The 24,376-nt window shown below is 32.4% G+C and carries 19 protein-coding genes; 10 read left to right on the top strand and 9 right to left on the bottom strand.

What is annotated here, in order from left to right; genetic code table 11:
• Nucleotides 1–131: 131 nt before the first annotated feature.
• Together ACXLDF_RS02570 and secY are read right to left on the bottom strand one after the other, a co-directional pair.
• The gene (locus tag ACXLDF_RS02570) at nucleotides 132–893 is read right to left on the bottom strand and encodes a hypothetical protein (RefSeq protein WP_457556924.1); all 762 of its coding nucleotides are present in this window, start codon (nucleotides 891–893) and stop codon (nucleotides 132–134) included.
• A 354-nt stretch (nucleotides 894–1,247) separates the two neighbouring features.
• Entirely contained in the window at nucleotides 1,248–2,741 is a 1,494-nt protein-coding gene (secY, locus tag ACXLDF_RS02565; RefSeq protein ID WP_457556923.1) for a preprotein translocase subunit SecY, read from the bottom strand.
• Nucleotides 2,742–3,067: 326 nt separating this feature from the next.
• Here secY and trpS point away from each other — a divergent pair, with 326 nt between their 5' ends.
• A complete protein-coding gene (trpS, locus tag ACXLDF_RS02560; protein WP_457556922.1) occupies nucleotides 3,068–4,258 on the top strand; it encodes a tryptophan--tRNA ligase in 1,191 nt (396 codons plus the stop codon).
• A 181-nt stretch (nucleotides 4,259–4,439) separates the two neighbouring features.
• On the opposite strand, the gene clpB is transcribed toward trpS, so the two are convergent.
• Nucleotides 4,440–7,025 carry an ATP-dependent chaperone ClpB gene (clpB, locus tag ACXLDF_RS02555; protein ID WP_457556921.1) on the bottom strand — a complete coding sequence of 862 codons (2,586 nt, stop codon included), beginning with the start codon at nucleotides 7,023–7,025 and terminating at the stop codon, nucleotides 4,440–4,442.
• Nucleotides 7,026–7,765: 740 nt separating this feature from the next.
• Complete coding sequence (locus tag ACXLDF_RS02550) at nucleotides 7,766–10,369, bottom strand: fused protease/ribonucleoside-triphosphate reductase (RefSeq protein WP_457556920.1); 2,604 nt, start codon at nucleotides 10,367–10,369, stop codon at nucleotides 7,766–7,768.
• Nucleotides 10,370–10,734: 365 nt separating this feature from the next.
• Between ACXLDF_RS02550 and ACXLDF_RS02545 the strand changes: the two genes are divergently transcribed.
• Both ACXLDF_RS02545 and ACXLDF_RS02540 read left to right on the top strand, forming a co-directional pair.
• Entirely contained in the window at nucleotides 10,735–11,592 is an 858-nt protein-coding gene (locus tag ACXLDF_RS02545) for an ABC transporter ATP-binding protein (RefSeq protein ID WP_457556919.1), read from the top strand.
• A complete protein-coding gene (locus ACXLDF_RS02540) occupies nucleotides 11,589–12,887 on the top strand; it encodes a SufB/SufD family protein (protein ID WP_457556918.1) in 1,299 nt (432 codons plus the stop codon). The genes ACXLDF_RS02545 and ACXLDF_RS02540 overlap by 4 nt, the downstream gene beginning before the upstream one ends.
• Nucleotides 12,888–12,920: 33 nt before the next feature.
• On the opposite strand, the gene ACXLDF_RS02535 is transcribed toward ACXLDF_RS02540, so the two are convergent.
• The 5 genes from ACXLDF_RS02535 to ACXLDF_RS02515 form a co-directional block, all read right to left on the bottom strand.
• Nucleotides 12,921–13,649, bottom strand: a complete 729-nt coding sequence (locus tag ACXLDF_RS02535) for a HemK2/MTQ2 family protein methyltransferase (protein WP_457556917.1) — start codon at nucleotides 13,647–13,649, stop codon at nucleotides 12,921–12,923.
• Nucleotides 13,636–14,601 (bottom strand): 16S rRNA (adenine(1518)-N(6)/adenine(1519)-N(6))-dimethyltransferase RsmA, encoded by a 966-nt coding sequence (gene rsmA / locus ACXLDF_RS02530; protein WP_457556916.1) that lies wholly within the window; start codon nucleotides 14,599–14,601, stop codon nucleotides 13,636–13,638. Before rsmA ends, ACXLDF_RS02535 begins: the two co-directional genes overlap by 14 nt.
• 57 nt (nucleotides 14,602–14,658) lie before the next feature.
• The gene (locus tag ACXLDF_RS02525) at nucleotides 14,659–15,414 is read right to left on the bottom strand and encodes a DUF655 domain-containing protein (protein ID WP_457556915.1); all 756 of its coding nucleotides are present in this window, start codon (nucleotides 15,412–15,414) and stop codon (nucleotides 14,659–14,661) included.
• A 361-nt stretch (nucleotides 15,415–15,775) separates the two neighbouring features.
• Entirely contained in the window at nucleotides 15,776–16,132 is a 357-nt protein-coding gene (locus tag ACXLDF_RS02520; RefSeq protein ID WP_457556914.1) for a hypothetical protein, read from the bottom strand.
• 253 nt (nucleotides 16,133–16,385) lie between these two features.
• Nucleotides 16,386–16,712: a 50S ribosomal protein L21e gene (locus ACXLDF_RS02515; RefSeq protein WP_457556913.1), complete on the bottom strand. Its 327-nt coding sequence runs from the start codon at nucleotides 16,710–16,712 to the stop codon at nucleotides 16,386–16,388.
• A 198-nt stretch (nucleotides 16,713–16,910) separates the two neighbouring features.
• Between ACXLDF_RS02515 and ACXLDF_RS02510 the strand changes: the two genes are divergently transcribed.
• From ACXLDF_RS02510 to ACXLDF_RS02480, 7 genes are all read left to right on the top strand, one after another.
• The gene (locus ACXLDF_RS02510; protein WP_457556912.1) at nucleotides 16,911–18,056 is read left to right on the top strand and encodes a M24 family metallopeptidase; all 1,146 of its coding nucleotides are present in this window, start codon (nucleotides 16,911–16,913) and stop codon (nucleotides 18,054–18,056) included.
• A gap of 235 nt (nucleotides 18,057–18,291) precedes the next feature.
• Complete coding sequence (locus tag ACXLDF_RS02505) at nucleotides 18,292–19,299, top strand: lysophospholipid acyltransferase family protein (protein WP_457556911.1); 1,008 nt, start codon at nucleotides 18,292–18,294, stop codon at nucleotides 19,297–19,299.
• A gap of 186 nt (nucleotides 19,300–19,485) precedes the next feature.
• Nucleotides 19,486–20,289, top strand: coding sequence for a lysophospholipid acyltransferase family protein (locus tag ACXLDF_RS02500; RefSeq protein ID WP_457556910.1), 804 nt, complete (start codon nucleotides 19,486–19,488; stop codon nucleotides 20,287–20,289).
• Nucleotides 20,290–20,332: 43 nt separating this feature from the next.
• Nucleotides 20,333–21,391, top strand: coding sequence for an acyl-CoA dehydratase activase-related protein (locus tag ACXLDF_RS02495; protein WP_457556909.1), 1,059 nt, complete (start codon nucleotides 20,333–20,335; stop codon nucleotides 21,389–21,391).
• Nucleotides 21,392–21,414: 23 nt separating this feature from the next.
• Complete coding sequence (locus tag ACXLDF_RS02490) at nucleotides 21,415–22,704, top strand: hypothetical protein (RefSeq protein WP_457556908.1); 1,290 nt, start codon at nucleotides 21,415–21,417, stop codon at nucleotides 22,702–22,704.
• 101 nt (nucleotides 22,705–22,805) lie between these two features.
• Entirely contained in the window at nucleotides 22,806–23,831 is a 1,026-nt protein-coding gene (locus ACXLDF_RS02485; protein WP_457556941.1) for an acyl-CoA dehydratase activase, read from the top strand.
• Between the two features lie 26 nt (nucleotides 23,832–23,857).
• Entirely contained in the window at nucleotides 23,858–24,109 is a 252-nt protein-coding gene (locus ACXLDF_RS02480; protein WP_457556907.1) for a hypothetical protein, read from the top strand.
• Nucleotides 24,110–24,376: the final 267 nt, after the last annotated feature.

The raw sequence follows: 24,376 nt of genomic DNA, 5'->3' as shown, positions 1-24,376 counted from the left end.
AATTTAACGAATGTAAAAAAATTTTCGAAGTAATTAGGTGATAATAACTCACATTTTTGTATTCTTTAATTCTTCGATATTTGATATAACATTAAAAAAAACAAAAATTAAAGAAAAAATACTTAAAAATTTCAAGTGGATTTCGAACGCTGAGAAAGAAATATAAAAATGGGAGAAAAAATAAAAATTACCTGCCCTAAAGCTGTATTCAAAATAGTAGCATCCCAAAATATATCTCGAATTAAGAAATAAATTAACCCAATTGGAATCAACAAGTTTCCAATGATAGTAAATATAACTTTTCGCTTTAATTCTTTATTTTTTATAGATTTTGCAATAATACCTAATCGAAATGAAGCAATAAGGTAAAAACTTAAAGGGACAATAAAAATAACTGCAAAAACCCCAAAAACATCTTTTACAATAAATTCTTCCTGAGGTGGTAAATCTGTCACAAGATCTAAAGGAGCACCGCTTGTATTTTGAATTGAAATATTTGAAAAAATTGCTAAAATAATAAAGCTTACTGTAAGAATCGAAATTTGAAGCAATAATTGTTTCTTTTCCTTCATTATATATGAGCTTGATTGAATAATACATGCAGTATTGTAGGTAAAATAAGTAAGGATAAAAAGCATAAGTAATTGAATTCTCCAAAAAATTTGAGCGATTATAAAAGCAGTATAACTGATTGGAGCAATGTATAAAACAATTATATCAAAAAAATTAAATCCAGCCCAAGCAACAAATGAAGTTGCAAAACATTTATTTAATGTGGAATTTTGTTTTTTATATACTTTATAAGCAGAGAAAAGATAAAAAACAAGAACAAAAAACTTTACTGCAACAATTACAGGGTGAATTCGGCTATGAGAGGGAATTTCAAAAATCATGATAGATATTTTAAAAAAAGTGCTTAAAAATTTGATCATTATTTTAATATCTTTTTAATATATTTTTGTTCATTTTTTTTACTCATTTTTCATTCAAAATTAAGAAATATTTCATTTAATACAGAATCCTTGTTGATTTGAATAATATTCAAAAAACATTTCTGTAAAATTTTTGTTTTTAAAAATATCCCTACTCCAATTTGACCTAATTTCGTAATTTTTATTGAAATCTAATTTTTTATTAAAAATTGATATAGTAATTGCTGCAATAACTTCATCTATCTAAGATCAGCAAATTAAAAAATAAAAAATACAGAGATAAAAATAAAAAATAAGAAATGAAAAATTAAAATTCTAACCTAAAAGAGCCCCCATTCCAGGGAATTGTTCTTTTGCAGCTTCTTGTGAAATTGTTTCTGCATAATTTTGAATAATACCAACAGTAAGAAGTAGTCCTGTTCCAGAACTTAATGCACCCATGAAATCGGCTAAGAAACTAAGCATACCAACAATAAAACCACACAATATGGTTAATGGGCCAATATAACGTTTAAGAATCTTTTCAATAATCTTTTCACTACGTCTGAAACCAGGAACTTGCATTTTTGAGCCTAAAATTTGTCCTGCAATATCTCGAGGTGCTAATCCAGAAACCTCTACCCAAATTTGACCAAAAACAATACAGATAGTTATGAAAATGACCATGTAGACTAGAGATTGAAATATAATACTTCCACCTTCTCCTTCTTTAAATGCAGTTATAATTGATCCCAAACCTTGCGGAGCAGTGATATATTTCAATAAACCCTTTATAGGTTTATAATATTGAGCATTATCAGATTGTTCAAATACACCAAACCAATTTACCCACCATTTAAGTTTTCCTGTCTTTTCTGACCATTTCCAAAGTAGTTGACCGAAAAATAGCAAATTGGCATATAGTGCTTGAGCAAGAATAACAGGAATATTGGATACATAAAGGAGTTTCATTGGATATTTCCCTCGATATCCCTTATATCCTGCATAAGTCAGAGGAATTTCAACACGCATGGTTTCAACATATATTACAACAAAGAAAATAATTAAAGTTGTAGTCAACCCAAGTAATCCTGGATCTCCAGCATCCCGAATCCATAAATCTCGTAAGCGAATAACATCCCCATTTGCATCTAATTGTCCTGGTTTAAACAAAACTGAGAAGAAGGCAATAATAATTCCTGTTGGCAATCCATCTCCTGATCGATCGCCAAAGAAACTAAATGAATTCCAGAAAATTTGACCTGCCACACCACTAGCAATAAATAATGAAACACCAGATCCTAAACCATATCCTTTTTGAAGGACTTCATCCATCATCATAATTAGGATTCCAGCAAAAATTAGTTGGAGAAAGATTAAGATCATATTGGTAGCACCGAGTTCGGCAGAATCACCAAAAGCATCTCCAAAAATATATGCAATAATTTGAAGAATAGTTAAGAATACAGTGATTACTTTCTGAGCACCAGTGAAAAGGGCTCGATCTTCTGGTGAAGACATATCAACTTCTATTAGTTTACTACCTTGTAATAATTGAAGAATTAAACCAGCAGTTACAATTGGACCTATTCCAAGTTCTGTCAAAGTACCTTTATTACTTGCAAGAATTACCCGTAACCAATAATAGTAATCGGCACTTGCACTTTGCAATATTCCGTATAAAGGAACATTGGACATGATTGTATAGAGTAATAAAACGATAAAAGTATATATGAGTTTATCCTTAAATGAAATTTCTCTATCTGGCTGTTTAATTTCTGGAGTAATACGTACAAACGGTGAGAATAATTTTAAGAAGCGACCTGCCATTGTTTATAAACCTTATAATGTGAGTCCGAGTAGAATAGACATTAATTAATGAATTACGAAGCAAAATTTACAATATTATAAAATTTTTGTTATACAGCAATTGATGAATGGGCATAAATGTAATAAAATCATCAATCATAATCTTGATCACTCTTGAATTTGATCTCGCAAAAAGAAAATATTCTTTAGAATAATCACAAAAACGAATCTACACACACTTATATCATGATTGCAAGTGCAATTACTAACAATTATTTTATCTTCCTTTCTATTAAAAAATTAATTTGTCCAAAAAACTCAAATTGATTGGAATTTTGCATTTAATAATGAATAAAGAACCAATCGATGAAAAGGAAAATCCTCAACCTAAAGAAAAGGAAAATATTCAACTTGATCCATGGGGTCAAGGATTATTCTCAGAGGAAGATTATGAAAGGCTAACTCGTGAATTTGGAATTGAGTTGATTCAAGATTTGGAGATTCCTTATTCGATGTTTGAAAAAAATCGTTTCTTGCGGCGAAAAGTGATTTATGGACATCGTGATTTTAACCAAATTGTCAATGCAATTCAACATGAAAAACCTTGGGCAATAATGAGTGGAATCAAACCAAGCGGGCATTTTCACTTAGGTACTTTAACAACGGCATCAGAAATTGTTGAATTCCAAAAAATGGGGGGTTTTGTTTATTATTCAATTGCTGATATTGAATCTTTTGTTGATAATGGAATGCCTTACAAACAAAGTTTTGAATATGCTGTTGATAATCTAGCAGATGTATTAACACTTGGATTGGATCCTAAGAAGGCATATATTTGGCTTCAATCAAGGGAACCACGAGTCAAAGAAATGCCATTTCGAGCGGGTCGATATGTAACCAGCAATATGATGCGTGCAATTTATGGAGAACGAGATTTTGCACTGTATCTCGCAGCATTGGTTCAAGTAGGAGATATTTTCATGCCTCAGTTGCGTGATACAGTTATGCCAACAGTTGTTCCAGTAGGTATCGATCAGGACCCTCATTTAAGATTAGTACGAGACTTGACAAAACATTTTAAACGAACAGAAATAAATCCAAAAACCGGCCAGGAAGAATATATCCCCTTCTTTAAACCTAGTGCGACGTATCATAAATTGCTACCAGGATTAGACGATATTCATAAAAAAATGAGTAAATCCCGCCCCAACAGTTATTTTAACTTAGGAGATGAACCCAAATCAATTAAAAAGAAAATTATGGGGGCATACACTGGTGGCCGAAAGAATAAAGAAGAGCAAGAAAAACTTGGTGGAATTCCTGAGAATTGTATGATCTATAAATTACTTGAAATTCATTTTCAAAAAGATGATGTTAAACTCCAAGATCGATATCAACGTTGTAGAAGTGGAATGTTATGTGGAAAATGCAAAAAAGAAGCAGTTCAAATCATTTTAGATCATATTCAAGATCATAATGAAAGGAAAAATGAATATATTGAGCTCGCACGTGAAATTTTATCGAAAGGGCCTCACTAGTCTAATTTACGATTAAATAGTTAGAAATATGTCAGTAATTTCTTCTTTTTTCCTTTAATTTTAAAATTTTGAATTAAATCAAAAAATAAACTTATTCGTACTTATTCACACACTATAGATCTAATTCGAATTTTCGTAAAATAGTAGTAAAAAAAAAATAAAAAAGAGCAGTATTATGATTTTAAGCTGAAAAGGTAAATTTTCCGTTTTTATCAACATCCACTGTGATTTCCTGCTCTTCTTGAATACGACCTTCAAGAATTGCCACCGCTAATGGATCTTGTATATATCGTTGAATTGCTCGTTTCAGAGGACGAGCGCCATATTCTGGATCAAATCCGATTTCAGCTAAATTCTCTCTAGCTTTTTCGCTCAATCGCACCTTAATATGTCGGTTTTCGAGTATTCGGTTTAAATCATTAATTTGAATATCTACAATTGCTTTTATCTGATCGACTTTGAGGAAATTGAAAGTAATTATATCATCTACTCGATTTAAAAATTCTGGTCGGAAGTATTGTTTTAGTAGACTATGAATTTCTTCTTGAGTTATAGGTGTTCCGCTCTTATTTTTCTCAGCAATCAATGCACTTCCGATATTACTAGTCATGATTAGTACTGTGTTTTTGAAATCAACTGTTCTTCCCTTTCCATCGGTTAGACGACCATCATCTAAAACTTGAAGAAGTACATTAAAAACTTCTAAATGAGCTTTTTCAATTTCATCAAAAAGAATAACAGAATAGGGACGTCTACGAACAGCTTCAGTTAACTGCCCTCCTTCGTCATATCCGATATAACCAGGAGGAGCTCCAATCAACCTGGCGACGCTATGTTTCTCCATATATTCTGACATATCAATTCGAATTAATGCATCTTCACTATCGAAAAGAAACTCGGCTAAGGCTTTAGCTGTTTCTGTTTTTCCCACACCAGTTGGCCCTAGAAATATGAAAGAACCAATGGGACGGTTTGGATCTTGGATTCCTGAACGCGCTCTACGAATTGCATTTGCTAAGGTCGAAAGAGCCTTATCTTGTCCTACAACCCGCTTTCTAAGTCGATCTTCCATTTCTAGTAGTTTAGTACGTTCTCCTTCTAAAAGACGCGAAACTGGAATGTTTGTCCATTGTGAAATGATTTGTGCAATATCTTCTGCAGTGACTTCTTGGCGGAGCATGCGTTTCTCCTTTGATACTTCTTTTAATTTTTGGGTCAGGCGTTCTTTCTCCTTTTGCAATTCTAATCTGACTCCATAGCGCATTTTTGCTGCTTTTTCCAAGTCACCTTCGCGAGTAGCGCGTTCTTCTTCAAGTTTAGATTCTTCAATGCGTTTATTGATGTTTGAAATTGCATTGATAATTTTCTTTTCTTCTTCCCACTGTTTTTTCAAGCTTTCATATTGTTGTTGCAATTCTTGAATCCGATCATCGCAAGCTTGCCGTTGTTTCTGCCCAGCTTCATCATTTTCTTTTTTAAGAGCTTCTTTTTCAATTTGTAGTTGAATGATTTGTCTATGAATGTTATCCATTTCTAACGGCATTGAATCCAATTCAATTCTTAGTCGAGAAGCAGCTTCATCAATTAAGTCAATAGCTTTATCTGGTAAAAACCGATCAGTGATATAACGATGAGACAATGTTGCGGCTGCAATTAGCGCTTCATCTTTAATATGGATTCCATGATGAACTTCATATTTTTCTTTCAAACCGCGCAAGATTGTAATAGCTTGCTCTACGCTAGGTTCATTCACAAATACGGGTTGAAATCGGCGTGTAAGGGCAGTATCTTTTTCAATATATTTACGATATTCTTTTACAGTTGTTGCACCGATACATCTTAGTTCTCCTCGTGCAAGAGCGGGTTTTAGCATGTTTGATGCATCCATAGCACCTTCTGCAGCACCTGCTCCAACTAAAGTATGTAATTCATCAATGAAAAGGATATATTTCCCATTACTTTTTGTAATCTCTTTCAACACTGATTTTAAGCGTTCTTCAAATTCTCCACGATATTTGGCTCCAGCAACTAGTTGACCAAGATCGAGTGATATTACAATCTTATCCTTTAAAGAAGATGGAACATCTCCATTGTGGATTCGTTGGGCAATACCTTCTACAATTGCAGTTTTTCCTGTCCCTGCATCTCCAATTAATACAGGATTATTTTTAGTACGCCGTGAAAGGATGGTAATTACTCTGCGAATTTCTTCATCCCTGCCAATTACAGGATCTAATTTACCTTGTCGTGCAAGATCATTTAGGTTTTTGGTATATTTTGCTAAGACATTATAAGTTCCTTCAGGATTTTGTGAATCTATTGTAGTATTCCCACGAATTTCAGAAAGTGCTCTTAAAATGCGTTCATAAGATAATCCATTTTTTTTGAATAGATTGGATAAAGAATAATCGTTTCCTTTAGCCAAAGCAAGAAAAAGATGCTCACCGCTTAGATATTGATCATTAAGTGAATCCATCTCACCCATAGCTTCATTAATTAAACGGCTAAGATCTCTTGATAGATATACTTCTCCTGTATTTCCAGTTACTTGTGGAATCCGATTTATTTCTTTATCCAATGTGGTATTGATTTGTTGTGGATTAACACCCAATTTTTGCAGGATAAGTGTTCCGATTTCTGTAGAATCAGATAAAAGAGATTTGAAGATGTGTTCTATTTCTATTTGCTGATTATGATGATTTTGAGCAATATTTTTTGCCCGCATAATAGCTTCTTGTAGTTTTACTGTGAATCGATTAAGTTCCATGTGTATTCACCTTTTTTATTAAGTTTAAATATAATTTTAACAATTTACTTTCTATAATTTATAAGGTTTTCCATCTATTTAAATTTTTGTCAACTTAAAGTTAACAATTATATTGATTTATAACTAAATCTATATTTCATAAAAAATATTATGATAATGCAGCAATCTACCTCATCATGTACAAAATTGATTTTTAAAAGAGAAAAGAGAAGAATTCATGCAGCTTGTAAAATTAAGACTGAACATGTAAAAGAAGAAAAGATAACCCCCTCTCTATTCAGAGGGGGGCGCGTTTTCACGCATTGTGGGGTTTTTTTAGGTTTGGGGTTGAAATTTTGGGGATTTTATTTCAAACTTACTGTATTTTGTGAGTTGTGATGTATGAATGAAAGGAAAATGAATTTTTTGTGAGGTATGTAAGGTATGTATATGATTGTTATGAAATTTTCCCGAATAGAGTGATTTAATTTACTCGTGTCGATGAATCAATTAATATCATACAGATATCAGTGTTGATTCTATGGCACAATGTGAATCACACTACGGGATTCTATATAATAACAATGAGAAATGTTATTAAAAAGCAAGGAGAACTCAAAACGAAAAATTAGAAAAAATACATCGTCCATCCTTATGTCATTTATATATAATGATCTACAAAATTAAAAAAAAACTTGGTGCGGGAAGAAAATAAAAAAAATATGGAATGGAAAACAAAAACAAAACTAAAAAATCAGTTTTCAATAGAGAATCATACACCCAGATTCTTTCAGTTCATTTAGCCACCTATTCTGTTCCTCAGTTAAAGCTTTTAACAAATTTCCAGATAAATCAAGAAATTTAATTTTCTTTAAATGTATAATTCCGTCAGGTAAATTTGATAACCCACAATTCTTCAAACTGAGCCTTTGTAAATTCACCAGATGTGAGAAATTTGACGGAAGCTCTGAAATTTTTTTGTTATAAAGACCTACTTCGATGATGGTACCATTTTTTACATGAAACCCAAAAGAATTAGAAGTTATATTTTGTATCGAAGGAATTCTTTCATGCAAAATGCTTTCCATGTCGCGCAATACACTGGCTTCTTCCACTTGATGGCAACTATCACCATCACAGTAGACTGTACCAGCAGATTTTTCGTGAGTAATCCAAGTTTTAATTGGTTTTAAACCTTGAATTCGACGTTCATATTCTTCTTTGGTGATTTCTTCATATGGCATTTGCTTATATCCTGAATCTGTGAGTGGTAATAAGCTCAATCCTTTCAGTTTATCTTCAACGAATTGCAATGCATATTTTAAATCTTTGATTTCTTCTTTTTTGAATGTAACTGTAATAGATACTTGGTTATCACTCCAGTAATGTTGGTAATCAATTGCATTAGCCAATTGTTCCCAGATCGAAACGTCCTTTTTCGCACGCAAGAAATTCTTTTCATGAATAGGGAATTCCACAACCATACTATTATCTGAATAAGCGTCAGGTTCAATATGATAATTTGCTTCTTTGAGAATATCAAGGAGCGTGGATTCTTTGGAAATTCGGATCCGACGAATGTAATACTCTGAATGAGGATAATGAATGCCAGGAGCAACACCAGGTAAAAGACTGACTGTTCCACTAGGTTTTACTGTTGTTATTTTGATAGATTGAGGAACACAGAAAAAATCAGAATATTTTTCGTCTAGTTCACGTAAATATCTATAACCTTTATCTGCCCATTCTAATATGGTATGTCGCCCATGACGTGCAAATGCATCAATAATTCCTGTCTGGCTTGTTCCAATACGTCGATTTTTTCCCATAACAGCATTTGTTTCATTCCAATGAACATTAACTAAAGTAACAGATTTAGCATATAGATAAGCATACTTAAGTGTTTCTTCAAATTCCTCATAAGACTCATGTAAAGAAGGGAATGTTTCAACAAGACAGCATAATTCAAAGGATTCTAGAGTTTGTTCTCCACAAGGATTAACCCCAACGGCTTTTTTATCTTTATAATCAGGTGGATGTCCCATACGACTATATGCTCGCGAATTTTCTAGCCATATAATTCCCGGTTCTCCATTTTTTGCAATAGAATCAATAATTTTACTGTAATCCATTCCTTTATGCCCAATGATACTGTTGTTTGAAGCCCATCGATGATGATAAAGTGCTTTTTGATCTTGTTTGCAGTTTACATAAGCTTCATCATCCAAATCACCTAGTGCAATTTCAGCAGAGCGCCGAACATTTCCTGCAACTACGCATTTACCAATTAAGTTCATCATATCGACAATATCAACAGAAGAGAGAGACTGATTGATACGTTGATCGAGAATCTCTTTTTGACTGTTTAACATTTCTTTTAAAGGTTCAGGACCTGATGCTACACCACCAAATCCTCGAATAAGCGATCCTGCAGGTCTAATTTTTGAAAAATCGTAAATCGGCATCGCATCTCCTTCAAAGTAAGCATTTAGCAAATGACGAAGTGCTTGTACCCACCCTTCCCGGCTGTCAGGCACCTCAAACACAAAAGTTTCGTCTTTTGGTTTTTGGATAATTAATTTACCAGCTCCTTTCGTGTCAAAACCAACACCAACTCCCAACATCAATGCATCCATCAACCATTCAAAAGCTTTTGTCTTTTTAATCTGAATATCTTCAGTAGAGACAAAACCACAATTATTCAGCGCCATTGAACCATGTTTATCAATAAATTCAGTTCCCATCATCCATAAACCCCGACCAGGGGGTAAAAATCTAAATGTCCAGATTTTTTCGAACATTCTTTGAGCAGATTTTTGAGCTTTCTCAGGATCCCACGGTAAACCAAGATTATAACAGTGTTCTTTCTGAATACTATAAACCCCTTCCACTACACGCTGTACGGTTTCATAAAATTCTTCGGTACGATTTTCAGATTCTAAATATCGAGCATAAGTTCGTTTATATGTAATATATCCTAATGGGCCCCATTGAGGTTGTTTTCCAGCATATTGAGCCATGAATTTGGGATCTAGCTTAAATTTAATCACACTGCTGTTAATCAATTTAGCGTAGATATTTCGTTCCCGTTCATGACCTCGAGCTAAAAGATCCAGGCACATTATCTCTCGTACCATGGATGTTTGAATCGTATCTAATCCTAAAATTGTTATTCGTTTTAATGAATCTTTCACTACTTCAATGCATTCATTCCAATCAAGCCCAGTTTCTTTATTAAGACTTTTTACCATCTTATCTGGATTAAAGGGTTTGAAAGTTCCCCGAGCATTTTTTACATGTCGGGGGAAAATACGTTCTAATGAGAAATTAATATTATTTTTTTCAGGTGGTATTGATTGAACCATAAAATCTCCCTTCTTCGATTTGTTCCGATTTGTTTCGGGACAATCTATTATTTGGGTTTTTTTTCCAATATAAATTAGTAACACAAATTGTTATTTGAAGTTCATTATTAAGAAAGGAACATCCTTCTATTTAACATCAATAACCGACATTATTTTTTAGATACATCGTTATTTTGATTAAAAAATTCTAAAGAGATATTTGAATCACTCATTTTGCAGAAAATATGATGTTAAAATGATAATTATTTCAATATATAGGCTCAATACTAGTATTTCTGTTCTTTTAAAAATATAATTCCGAATTTGCTTAATCTTTGCTTTCATAATTTTTATACACAACGCAAACTTATTTAAATTGAAAATCAATGTCATGGTTGCGAATTGAAAAACTCACTGTTGAAGTAGAAGGAAAGAGAATTTTAAATGATTTCAATTTGAATATCGATCAAGGTGAGGTACATGTTTTACTTGGTCCAAATGGAGCCGGAAAGACGACACTTATTAAATCAATATTAGGTTTTAAGAATTATCGCGTAGTTAGTGGACATATTTTCTTTAAAGATCAAGAAATCACACATTTACCAATTAATGAGCGCATTCAAATGGGAATTGGTGTTCTTTTTCAACATCCACCTGCAATAAATGGTTTAAAGCTTTCAAAATTATTAACAGTTTGTGGTGAAAAACGAGGGAATCATAAAGGTGAAGCACAAAGAAGTAATTACCAACAAATAGAATCTGCTAATTGTGATGATGAATTTCCCCCATATATTCAAAATTTAGCTAATCGCTTAAAATTTTCTCCTGATTATTTGAATCGAGATGTAAATATGGGATTTAGTGGTGGTGAGGTGAAGCGATCAGAAATTCTCCAAATGATGGTGTTGCAACCAGAATTATTACTTTTTGATGAGCCTGATTCAGGGGTCGATGTCGAAAATGTTGAGTTAATCGCCAAGATCATGCGAGAATTACTCGATCGAGATAAAGTTCCATCAAAACAAACAAAATCCGGATTGATAATTACTCATTTAGGTTATATTCTGAAATTTCTTGGTCATATTTCCCGAGCACATATAATGATGGAGGGAACAATTACTTGTTCAGGCGATCCTGCGTTAATTATTCATTCAATTATGAAAAATGGTTTTGAAGCATGTCGTGAGTGCATTAGTTGCGTTGAAAGTTCAAGTATATTAAAAGAGGTTGATTTTACACTATGAATACAAAGCAAAATATGACCAAAAGTGATAATGAACATCAAATTTCATCTGAAGAAATCAAAAAGCGCGCAAAAGAAATAATTGAAGCAGCAAAACTAAATAATGATGATGGAATTGATTTAGATGCATATACTTTAGGAGATCTTAATGAACCAGAAGCAACTTTGCATTCAGAAGCAGATATCCCTGATGAATTAAAAGAATCTATGGATAAAGTTGGAATTGACATCGAAGAAAACAAAAGTGGAATATATCTACAAACAGGAAATAAACACGACCTCTGCGTTAGCAATACACCTGGCGTAGAATTACTCCCAATAAAAGAAGCACTTAAAAAATATGATGGAACAAATGGTAAGTTCAATTTACAAGAATACTTATGGAAAGCAGTACCATATGACAAAGATCAATATACAGCTGAAGCAGCCATTCAAGAAATCACTCAAGGATACTTTATCTATGCTCAAAAGGGTCAAAAAACAGTTTTTCCTTTACAATCATGTTTGTTTGTAAATTTACCTGGTATGAAACAAGTTGTTCATAATATAATTATTGCTGAAGAAGGTTCTGAATTAGATATTATTACAGGTTGTTCAACACATAAAACTGCCAGAAAAGCTTTGCATTTAGGAGTCTCTGAATTTTACGTAAAGAAAAATGCAAGAGTTTCTTTTACTATGGTTCATAATTGGGCAGATGATACCAATGTTAGACCACGAACGGGTATAATTTTGGAAGATGAGGCACAATTTTCCAATTTTTATATCGTTATGTCAGCAGTAAAGAATCTCCAAACAAATCCTGTTATAAAATTGGTTGGAAAAAATGCATCTTATTATGGCCAAACTTTAATTTATGGAAAAGGGGAAAGTTATTTTGATACTGGTGCAACAGCACATTTAATCGGGGAGGGCTCCAAAGCAGAAATAATTTCACGAGTATTGGCAGTAGATGGTGCTCATGTGAAAGCCAGAGGAAAGATTATAGGAGAAGGGAGAGAAGTTACTGGCCATATTGATTGTTCTGCCTTAATTCTCTCTGATCGATCACGTGTTGACTCAATTCCTGAAATTCAAGCAAAAAACCCTGAAGTTACACTCACTCATGAAGCTTCGGTAGGAAAAATCGCAGATGAACATATAGAATATTTAATGAGTCGCGGTTTATCTGAAAGTGAGAGCATTAATCTAATTGTAAGTGGATTTCTCGATGTAGATACAAGCCCACTTCCAGAAAAACTTGCTAAAGAAACACAGAAAATAATTGAACTTGTTTCTGAAGCGGAGATGGGATAAAAATCAGATATTATTTTCTTCTTTTCTAATTTTTTATCCGATTTTTCTGATTCTTCTCCCATGATATAACAAGATATCTTCAAAAAATTTATGTGTGTTCAATATCTCCAATATTTCAATATTTAATTTCTTTAAATGGGATTTTATTGGAGTCTGATCAATATTGCTTGAAGAAATTAACATGAAATCCCCTGGACATTTTAGAAAAAGTGAGATCTCATCCAAAAAGGCTAAAGTAACTTCATATCCATTAATTCCCCCTTCCCATGCAAAATCAATTAATTGGCGGTTTTTCTGATCTATTATTTGAGGTTCACCTGCTAAATAAGGTGGATTTGATAGAATAAAATCAAAGGGTGCAGAATTATGATGGTTAATTAATGGAGAAAAAAACTCACCTTGATAAAATGTAATATATTTTTCTAATCCATTAAGTTCTGCATTAAATTGAGCAGTTTGAACTGCAATTGGATTAATATCTACTCCAATTATTTCAGGTAAATATCCTTTTTGAATTAAACGTGATGCAAGATACAGTGAAAGAATCCCGCTCCCAACTCCCATTTCAAAAATCCTAATATTTTGAGATTTTTCAAGAGAATAAGGAGATTGATCAATATTTTGAATCCATTTCTTTAGAAATACAATAGATAAATCTGTATCATCAGAAGGAGTATAGACTTGGTTCGGAACAACTAATTGTAAATTAAAATAATCAAATGCATCATTTTCATCAAGAATAACAGGTTTAAATTTCTCCATCAGCAAATTCTCCAGTGATTCCAAAAATACATAATTTAAAAAGAGTTTTTGGGGTCAAGTTTCTCACTTTTTCATTAGAAAAAGTAAAACGAGAAGGATTTTCAATAAGTTCATTAAAATATTGATAATTTGTTTTACAAATTTCATCAGAATGCTTTAACCAGAGCTTTAGAGCATTTCTTATAGATTTATTTTTATGAGGAAAAATTCCCCTTAAAAAAGTCAAATACAACTCTTTGTTATCCCAACTTTGAAATTTTCCCACAGAAATTGGCGGTTTCTTATTCAAAGTAATAAGTTTTGAAGATACTCTGGGTGATGGATAAAAAGAATTAGGATTTACAAGATGATTAATATGAACATCTAAAAATAACCCAACGCTGGCTGCAAGACGAGAGTAATTCGAGCTATTTACTGATGCGGTTAACCTATCAGCAAATTCAGCTTGTACCATTAAATTTACTTGATCAAACTGCCACTCTTCAATTAATTTAAATATAAGTGGAGCTGAAATTTGATATGGTATATTAGCAACCACACGATTTGCATTTGGAAAGGGGATTTTAAGAGCATCTCCGAAAATAATAACTACTCTCGCTTCAGATGTAGAAATATGTGCTATAGGTGACTCAAATTCGCCGTTTAATTTATCTATATCGTAATAATCACATAAATAAATATTTTTATAAGCAGAATATAGAAATTTAGCGATTTTTCGGTCGTTTTCAATTAAAAATACTTTTTTGCTATTTTGAATTAAAAAATCAGAGAGAATTCCAAGACCTGCACCTATTTCAATTACACAATCTCTTTTAGGAATTAATTTAGCATATTGAAGAATAAGCTGTATAATGTTTTTATCAATTAAATAGCACTGTCCACGATTTTTATCCAACTTTATTCCCAATTTTTGTTGCATCGCTCTCAAATCTTGGGGAGTAAAATATGGCAAGAGAAACACCTAAGATATTTATTATTAAAAAAAAGATAAAAAAAGAAAATAGTATTATCATCGACGGCGACGTGGATCATCAGGGCGATAACGCCTATGATCTTCTTGACGTCTATATCCAGATTGCTTCTTTTGTCTTTTCGCGAACAGAAAATGCTTTTGATCAGGATCACTGATTTCTTCAATGATTCTTTTCGCAAATACATCAACTGGTTTGAATCCAGGAACATTTTCGTGAATTTCTTTAAAACTTTGAAATGGATGCTTTTCGCGATATTTAATAATCTCCCACATTAATTTTTTTCCAACTCCTGGAAGAACTTCTAATGAGTGTCTTTTCAAAGTAATAGGTCCAGCATTATTTATGAAATGAAGAAATTTTGCCTCATTTTCCTTCACATAAGATTCTAAAACTGAAGATAATGTATTTATCGATGTGGGAGTAAGATCATCATAATGTAAAACCTTGTTAACTCGTCCTAGAGGACTTTCTTCGCTTCCTTCATAAATTATCTTCTGCTGAACTTCGAGATTAGGAATCAGTTTTTTATTTAAATTAACTTCTAAGAGGCGAAAAGAGGGTATTTCAATCACTTGACAAATGGGGTGCCAAGAATGACCTGCTTTATCCACCCCACCGTGTTGTAAAATATCAAGAAGATATAATTGTGTCCCTTTTTTGATATATACATTCGGACGGGGATGAGATCGACGACTACTTCGACGAGGGCCCCGAAAACCAGGTTTTCGAGGTGAATTTCTTGAATGAGAATCCCTTGACTGTTTTGGATATCTTCGCTCTGGACCGCTCATTTTTACATTCACAATTGTTTTTTTTTATATATATCTATTATTATAAGATTTAGGGTCTATTGGGGGTAGAAAAATACCTCAGTTAAAAAAAAGGAACCAATCTACAAGATTTATGGTATTTGATTTATCCCATGAATAATGTTGAATCAATTCGAAATGGAGGACTGGAACTGGAACTGAGGTTCATTATGCATTCACTCGAAGAAATTTAGTTATACCTAATATAGTTCAAAACGAATTAATAAAATTAATGAAAAAGTGATCATTCTTCATGGAAAAATATGAATAAGCTGATCAATCATTGGAATAATTTTTGTCGATTTTTATTAATTCAATCAAAAATTATTAAGTTCTTATTTGATTAAGCTTGCAATTCTCTAATTTTTTGAATCATGATCACAATATCTTCATCAGATAAATCTCGAAGAACTGGATCCTTCTCCAATATCACCCGTACTTCTTGAGGATAATTAGGATCGATATTAACTATTTGAATTGCATGAGAATCATCCATATCATACTCATCTTTAAGCATGTTAATGACATTTCGTGCGACATCTGCAGGCATTTTGCTGAAATTATGACAATATTCATAGGTTGCTTCGGTAAAAGGATCAACTGGTGTTTCGAGTTTTTCCATTTGGGCATATACTTTGTCAAGAATTTCTTTCACTTCAGGAATAGATATTTTTTTTTCTTCTAGTATTTTTTTTACCAATGTTTTTTACACCTTTGTTGAGTAAAGAAGAGTATAAGAATTGAATTTTTGCAAATTTTCTTGATTTAGTGAAAATTCTGAAATTTAAATTTGATAATTTTGTGCAGTTAAAGAACATTGAAAATGATGATTATTTATTATAATATAATTTTTTAAAAAAAAAGAATATCATATAACAATTTGTGCTTGTTTTTTAGTTTTCACGGATGTAGTATAAGTATTTTCATTATTGAAATTGTTAGAAAAGTTCAAATTATACTTCTGCTGGTTGGTTTTTCAATTTCCAGTCTTTATTAATTCGAATGTGTTCCCGACCAATAAATAAAGTCTTAAGTTTATTTTGGTCTTTAACTTGAACTTCAAAACATCGTCCTCGCTGACCGATAACAATACCTGTTTTTCCAACAAATCTTCGATGAGGTAAACCTCGTTTTTGAAATGAAGGATCTCCTAAAATATCAACCTTCATACCTGGATAATAATCAATCATAAAACGGGATAATCCGGGTAATCCGCGTTTTCGGATATTTTTTCGAAAAATCCGTCTTGTTTTGGCTCTGTATCCATTGTGTTTAACCATAGTTCTCAACTTAATTAAATCGTAATATGAAGAAAAATCCGACATTTAAAAAAAAATTTTCGATTTGAGACAAATTAACAACTGATAGATTTAGCCACTTAATCTTGATTAGCTAAGAGCAAAGAATTCTGAACAATTTCAAAGTTGGTAAAGAAGGCTTTTTAAAGAATGTTGATTTTCAAGGATAAGTGAATTATCATGCGTTCAATTACAAATGAAAAATTTGACTATTTATTGAAATTTATGCAAGATGAGAAAATTGATATTTTAATGATTGTAGACAATGAAGGTTCGAAAAATGTTAACTTGCAATATCTCAGCGGCCATCCCATGGATGCATTATATATTGTAACTAACTCTGGTGAAAACGCTTTAATTCCTTGGGATGTTCCTTTGGCTCAAAAAGAAGCACAAGTTGATGAAATAATTAATCCAATTAATTATAAATACAATTATATTCAAGCAGTAAAAGAATATTTAGAGAAGCACTATAATAAATCAAATGTTGTGATGGCTGTTACTGATAATTTTCCTTATTCAAGTGTGATAAGATATGAAGAAAGCATTCCAAATCTCTCATTTTACCGAGAAATTCCTAAAATATCCCAATTTATCAGTGATTTACGCTCAACAAAATCACATAAGGAAATTGAGATTTTACGTAAAGCAGCTCAAATTGGAACTGAAACAGTTCAAGATATCAAACATTTCTTGAAAAATGCCGTGGATGAAACTGAAAACGATCTAGCTTTTTATGTTCATAAAAAAATGGCAGATAAAGGAGCAGAAGATTTAGCTTTTCCCACATTAGTTGGAAATGCAAATCGAGCACATATGATACACTGCCATCCATGGGCATCAAGTCAAAAATTGGCCGTTCCAGGTTTAGGATTAATTGATTTTGGGGCAAAATATAAGGGTTATCACTCAGATATTACAGTCCCATTTAGTTTTGGAGAACTAAACGAAACTCAGCAAAAAATGCACGAATTAACATTTAAAGCCTATCAAGCAGCCATTGACATGTTAGAAATAGGAGTTCCCTTATGGAAAGTAAATCAAGCTGCCATTGATGTAATTAAAGCAGGTGGGTTTGATATGCCTCACTCATTAGGTCACGGTTTGGGATTAACAGTCCATGATTCACCTTTTATAAGTCGAAAACCAAGCAGTGAATATGCATTGAAGTATTGGAAAGAGGTGAAATTGGAAGAAGGAATGGTATTTACTATCGAACCTGGAATTTATAAAGAGGGATTCGGAGGACAACGCTTGGAGAACGATGTGGCAATCGTGAATGGAAAGGTAGAAATTCTAACAAAAAGTGAATTCATCCAAATCTAATACTTTTATCACATTCATCCTTGCAATGTAGTCGATATCACCATAATTAAAATGTTATTTTTTTTCTGATTTTCAATTTCAAGAAGTTTTGGAAGTTTTAACACCCTTAAGCGAAATTTATAAATTACCTTGAATTTTAAATTTTAACTCGCACTTGATCAAATAATTATCTAAGCAAACCCAACGTTAAGTTGTTTGAAAAATTCCTACATGATTTTACTAAGTGATTGAATATATGACTGAAAAAAATAAAAATTCTTTACAAAATTCTAAAATTAAAACTCTAAAAACATCCAAATCTTTGATTTCTCCTTCTTCTTCTACCTCGTTATCATCTGTTAGTTCGAAAGTATTAAAAATGCTTCTAAAATACAACCCTTTTGATCCAATTTGCGATTGGTCTCGGAAAGTAATGCAAGATTTAGGAATATTGGATATTTACGATGAATTTATTTACTGGAATGTTGGAAGAGCTAATTTTATCCAATTTTTCCGAACATTTTGGGGTTATGATATTCGAGGTAAAGAGAATTTTCCAGAACATGGGGGCGCTTTGGTTATAGCCAATCACCAATCAGAATTTGATCCATTTTTAGTAGGATCTGCAGTGCATCGTAAAGTTCAGTGGTTATCAAAAGCAGAAAATTTTGAAATCCCTATTTTTCGTTCAATTATCAAACCATTTGGTACTATTCCATTAAGACGAGGACAAAGTGATGAAAAAGCTTTAGCAAAAGTTCGCTCTGTATTAGAAGGAGGAGGATGTGTGGGTATGTTTCCAGAAGGAACCCGTTCTCCTGATGGAAAATTAGGCCCTTTTCATAAGGGTGCAGCACGATTATGTTTAGAAACAGGTGTACCTTATGTTCCTTGTGCAATTTTCGGAGCATATCGAGTTTTTCCTAAGCATGTGAATGTAACCGGTATACGCTGGAATAAGGGTTATAAGATATCAGTTGTAATTGGAAACCCAGTTTATATTGACCCTTCTTTAGAATCGAATTTTGAAAATGCTGAAATGGTGAAAGATGCAATGCGCCATGATATTATCTTATTAAAAGCAGGATTGATGAATAAATCCAGAGTATTGAGAACAAGAAAAGATATTGCACCAGTTGAACAGATTCCAGATCTTAATTCATTAGTTCGTGAAGAAATACAAGTGGATCGAATAAGTAACTCGATTTCTAAAGAAGAACGGATGCAATTAGAAGCAAATTCAGACAATTTAAGTATTTCCTAAAAAATAATTGGGTTGCGCTTTATAATCAAAAGTTTTTTGTTGTTTTCTATTTTATTTAATTTAATTCAAGAATTGTGATAATTGTAATATTCAAAGAAAATCTAAACTTTCATCTGGATCACAGTTAATCTTAGAAAATTAGCATGAAAATAATAGAAAAATTGGTTTAGTTTCATCTGGAGGAGATTGACGATTACTGAAAATTCTGAAAAAAATTTTATTTCAAAATTCATAATTGAGCCGATAAATAACAGTATTTATGGATTGCGCCAAGTTACTAAAAAAATCGGCTATTTAGAAGCAATTGATGGTCTATTTCTTCGAGGGATAGAAGAACCACTAATGTTGAAGCTCCTCACCAGCAATTATCAGTTTGAAATCTCAGGAACTGAAAATCTAAAACAACACATGGAAAATGGTTGCCTATTAATATCAAATTTCCAATCAGCAATAGATCCACTTATTTCTGGAGTATCTGTAATGCATATTACAAAGAAAATTCCCAATCATGTGTTACCATTAAAATTGGGTGTAGATTCTCCAATAATGAATTTAGTTAGAATGAACCAAACAATATTTTCGCGCACATCTGGTTTAGAAGAGGAAACAATAGAAGAATGTCTTATAGCATTAGAACAAAGGAAAATAATTTTTTTCTATCCTGAAATGCAACCAAATTTAGGAAATGGTGCTTTTTTACCATTTAATCCAGGATATATTCAAGTTGCTTTTGAAAGTAAATGTCCAACGATTCCAGTGGCCATTTTTGGAACAGATCGTGTATTCGGACCAAAAATGAAAATTCCAGCCATGAAGGGAAACATTAAAATTCGGTTTGGTAAGCCATTATTTTATAAAAACTTATTTAAAGATGTGATCTCCTTAGATTTTCGCCTATTGGAAAAAGTTAACAAAAAAATTCAACGAAAAGTGAAAAATCTTTGGTCAGATATTTGGGCGGAAGAAGAAGATAAAAAAAAAGAAAGATAATTCTTAATAATACCAATAAGAACAAGAGCTTAAAAGAAGAAAAATGAACAAATCGAATATTCCCACCAGAAAAATAAAAGTAGGAATTCCTCGGGCACTTTATTTTTATCGATATGGCCCACTATGGGTATATCTATTACGTCAATTTCAATGTGATGTAGTCATTTCTGCACCAACTTCAGCAAAAATTGTCGAAGATGGGGCAAAACAAGCTATTTCAGAATTATGTGTTCCTATGAAACTTTACTTCGGACATGTTAAAGCCCTTTTAGATGAATATCCAGATTTAGACTATATTTTTATTCCTCGATATGTTTCTATCCACAAAAACCAGTATTACTGTCCAAAATTCCTTACTTTACCCGAAACCATTAAGTACGGTATGAAATTATCGGTTCCAATCTTGACCTTAGAAGTTAATGCAAAGAAACATTATGGGATCGAAGGAGCAATCGAAATGGGTAAAACTCTTGGATTTTCTCTTGAAGATTCTGGAAAAGCTTGGATGGTTGCTTTTAAAAAGTTTAATCAGCTGAAATCCAAAATGAATTCTTCAAACTACATTGATATATTAGCAAGTCTTGATAAAAATCCGAATCATGTAGTAAAGAAAAGGAAATTTCGCGAAGTTATTCCAAAAAAAATTCGAGGAAAATTTCCGTTATCCATCCTTATTTTGGGACATCCTTACAACGTTTACGAATCATATATAAATATGCATCTAATAGAGCGATTGAAGACATTAGATTGCCATATTCTTACAATTGAAGATACCCACTCAGATCAATTCAAAAAACCGGTGAAAATTAATAAAATATACGAGCAATACTGGCAGAGTGAAGATGAAATTTTGAAAACTGCCCGATATTATTTGAATGAGGGAAAGAAAGAAATAGATGGAGTGATTTTTCTTATCTCATTTGCTTGTGGACCAGATAGTTTAATCGAAGAATTGGTTATGCGGGATATGAAAACACGTAAAATTCCATTTTTAACCTTGATACTTGACGAACATTCTGGGGAATCAGGAATGGTTACCAGAATAGAGTCCTTGGTTGATATGATTCGCCGTAAAAAATATGATTCTTTATCACCTTCTTAAAAATTATGGGAGATTTTCAGATAATGACAAAAATTATTAGTTTTCCTTCTATGGGATGGAGTCGAATTGCTTTTCGCGCGCTGTTTGAAAAATTACCTGGCGTCATCGTATTTCCTCCTCCTCCAGTTACCCGTGATATTGTTAAGATGGGAGCCAAAATCTCTCCTGAATTCGTATGTTTTCCCTTTAAAGTAACTCTTGGCGAATTTGTTAATATGATCGAAAATCATGATATTCATACGTTTGTAATGTCAATAGATTGCGGGCCTTGCCGTTTGGGTTTTTATGCACCTATCCAAGAGAAAATCTTAAAGGATTTGGGTTATGATGTGGAAATCATTCCAATTCAACAAGATGATTTACTCAATTTCAAGTGGACCAAAACTTTACTTCAATTGTCAAATGTAACAAACCCAATTATGAAATACTACGACGTTATCCGTTGCACTCGTCTTGCTTTAGTAAAAATGAGTTATATTGCAGATATTACCCGATTAGAAGGTTTAATCCGATGTCGAGAAATACACAAGGGAGATACAACTCGTGTAGTAAAAAATCTAATGGATCAACTTGATAATGAATGGGATCTTCAAGTTCTTCATCATTTTGATAAGATAATTCAAACAGCTTTTGCAAAAATTAGAATAAAACGCGACATCGAACCTTTACGGGTAATAGTTACAGGAGAAAATCATATCGTTATGGAACCTTTTATCAATATGGATATTGTCCGAAAATTTGGTGAAGAGGGTGTAGAAGTTCATTTGGCAAATAGTTTATATGGTTGGATTTTACATAAACTTCACATAAATGCAGAACGTAAAAAATTGGAGAAACTATCCAAACCATACATTCCACTGGATATTGGTGGTGAGGCAATATGGGTGGTTGGACATTACATTGAAGGTCAAAACCAGGGATTTGACGGATTTATTCACTTATATCCATTTACTTGTATGCCTGAAAACACTGCCCGAGGAATACTGGAAGGACAAAGTCCTGATCCTTTTTATCTACCAATTCAATTTTACAGTATTGATGAACATACAGGTTATGAAGGTATGCGAACCCGCCTGGAAAGCTTTATTGACTTAATGAACTCAAATCGACAAGGAAATCCAAAATTTCAAAAGAGATATAGAGAACCACCAGAAATCAAAGCAATTTTTGATAATAATATCTCTTTGACCAACCCTTCGCCATTATTTTCTGAGATTCTCACCCCATTTGCTAATAATTTGAATATTTTAATATCGGAGCTTTTTAATATGAAAGCCACAAAACAAAATACAAAGGGAGATAGAAATACTTAATGGAAAAACAAAAATTGGAAGAAACCAAACAAATTACTACAGTAAGTCTTGATACACAATCAGTAAAAGCACAAATAAATCAAGACTCAAAATTTAAAGAAATTCGTAATGTATATATGGGTATTGACATTGGATCTGTTTCCATTAAAATTTTACTACTTGATGAACAAGAAAACATTATTGAACGGTTGTGGTTGCGAAATCAAGGTAGCCCAATTGAATCTTCAAAAAAGGGCTTGGCTCAGTTAAAAAGACAATTGGAAGAACATGGGATTTTAAATAAAATTCGAATTATTGGAGTAGGAACTACAGGTTCTGCACGATATCTTATCAAAAGTGTCATTGGTGGTGATATTGCAAAAACTGAAATTATTGCTCACGCTGTAGCAGCCATTCATTATAATCCAGATGTTCGAACGATTCTAGAAATTGGTGGACAAGATTCAAAAATAATTTTACTTAGAAATGGGATTGTATCAGATTTTGCAATGAATTCTGTGTGTGCAGCAGGAACAGGTAGTTTTCTTGATCATCAAGCTAGTCGATTAGGTATTCCAATTGAAAAATTTGGGGAATTTGCACTTCGAGCGAGTGAAAACGTTACAATTGCGGGTCGTTGTGGTGTTTTTGCCGAAAGTGATATGATTCATAAAGCTCAAATGGGATATTCAAAAGAAAGCATCATCCGCGGATTATGCGATGCGTTAGTTCGTAATTATTTAAATAATGTTGGAAAAGGTAAAGAAATAAAAGAACCAATTCTATTTCAAGGGGGAGTAGCATTTAATAAAGGTTTGATTAAAGCATTTCAAGAAGAATTACATAAAAAAGTAATTGTTCCAGAAAATGGTTTGAATATAATGATGGGAGCTTACGGTGCGGCGTTATTAGTTAAAGAAGAAGCAGAACGAACTCAAAAAATGATAGGAACTTGGGAAACTAAATTCAGAGGATTCGATCTTTTACATTTTGATTTTGAAACAAAAGCATTTCAATGTCAAGGTTGCCCAAATCGTTGTGAAGTGGTTTCTGTATATATGCATAAAAAAGACGAAGAAACTGGAGAAGAGAAGAAAGAATTAGTTGCCCGCTGGGGAGATCGTTGCGGTAAATGGGCGGTTTACTAATCACTTTAAATTAAAGGTTTTTAATCATGGATAACAATAACTTTTCTATTTCGCAGAAAGATAAGATAAATGAAAAATCATCTTCAAACAAATCTTTAATTGATGTAGATAAAGCAATAAGTGAGATAAAAAAAATAGCTAGACAAATTCAAACTCCTTCAGATTTATTGGATTTAACCTGGGAACAACTAATTCCTAAGATAGTAAAGGAAAAAACAGATGAATTTTTCCAAAACGCTCAAAAAACGATTGACTATTTTTTCAGACACTTAATTTAATCTAAATCTGATTAAAATCAAAAAATAAAAGTAGTAAAAAAAAATTGATGAATTTTAAAATTCGAGGATCTTTTTAATTTTTTAATTTTATTATCCAATCGTAAATTATTCTCAACATATCAATCCGTCTGTTCACTATGCACATTAATTTTCTAGATAAACGATATACTTTCACTCAAAAATGCTTGGTTAAAGAATTCCGTAAAGTTTAAGTTACACCTCTGTTTTGAATAATTATGACAACTCGCCTTAAAATGCCCGTTACAA

It is taken from the genome of Candidatus Harpocratesius sp. (genome assembly GCF_054039255.1).
This window is presented reverse-complemented; position numbering and strand designations above follow the sequence as displayed.

Excerpts from the sequence above, each read along its gene's own strand:
- ACXLDF_RS02570 (WP_457556924.1), bottom strand. The coding sequence starts at position 893 with ATGATTTTTGAAATTCCCTCTCATAGCCGAATTCACCCTGTAATTGTT.
- secY (WP_457556923.1), bottom strand. The coding sequence starts at position 2,741 with ATGGCAGGTCGCTTCTTAAAATTATTCTCACCGTTTGTACGTATTACT.
- trpS (WP_457556922.1), top strand. The coding sequence starts at position 3,068 with ATGAATAAAGAACCAATCGATGAAAAGGAAAATCCTCAACCTAAAGAA.
- clpB (WP_457556921.1), bottom strand. The coding sequence starts at position 7,025 with ATGGAACTTAATCGATTCACAGTAAAACTACAAGAAGCTATTATGCGG.
- ACXLDF_RS02550 (WP_457556920.1), bottom strand. The coding sequence starts at position 10,369 with ATGGTTCAATCAATACCACCTGAAAAAAATAATATTAATTTCTCATTA.
- ACXLDF_RS02545 (WP_457556919.1), top strand. The coding sequence starts at position 10,735 with ATGTCATGGTTGCGAATTGAAAAACTCACTGTTGAAGTAGAAGGAAAG.
- ACXLDF_RS02540 (WP_457556918.1), top strand. The coding sequence starts at position 11,589 with ATGAATACAAAGCAAAATATGACCAAAAGTGATAATGAACATCAAATT.
- ACXLDF_RS02535 (WP_457556917.1), bottom strand. The coding sequence starts at position 13,649 with ATGGAGAAATTTAAACCTGTTATTCTTGATGAAAATGATGCATTTGAT.
- ACXLDF_RS02525 (WP_457556915.1), bottom strand. The coding sequence starts at position 15,414 with ATGAGCGGTCCAGAGCGAAGATATCCAAAACAGTCAAGGGATTCTCAT.
- ACXLDF_RS02515 (WP_457556913.1), bottom strand. The coding sequence starts at position 16,712 with ATGGTTAAACACAATGGATACAGAGCCAAAACAAGACGGATTTTTCGA.
- ACXLDF_RS02510 (WP_457556912.1), top strand. The coding sequence starts at position 16,911 with ATGCGTTCAATTACAAATGAAAAATTTGACTATTTATTGAAATTTATG.
- ACXLDF_RS02505 (WP_457556911.1), top strand. The coding sequence starts at position 18,292 with ATGACTGAAAAAAATAAAAATTCTTTACAAAATTCTAAAATTAAAACT.
- ACXLDF_RS02495 (WP_457556909.1), top strand. The coding sequence starts at position 20,333 with ATGAACAAATCGAATATTCCCACCAGAAAAATAAAAGTAGGAATTCCT.
- ACXLDF_RS02490 (WP_457556908.1), top strand. The coding sequence starts at position 21,415 with ATGACAAAAATTATTAGTTTTCCTTCTATGGGATGGAGTCGAATTGCT.
- ACXLDF_RS02480 (WP_457556907.1), top strand. The coding sequence starts at position 23,858 with ATGGATAACAATAACTTTTCTATTTCGCAGAAAGATAAGATAAATGAA.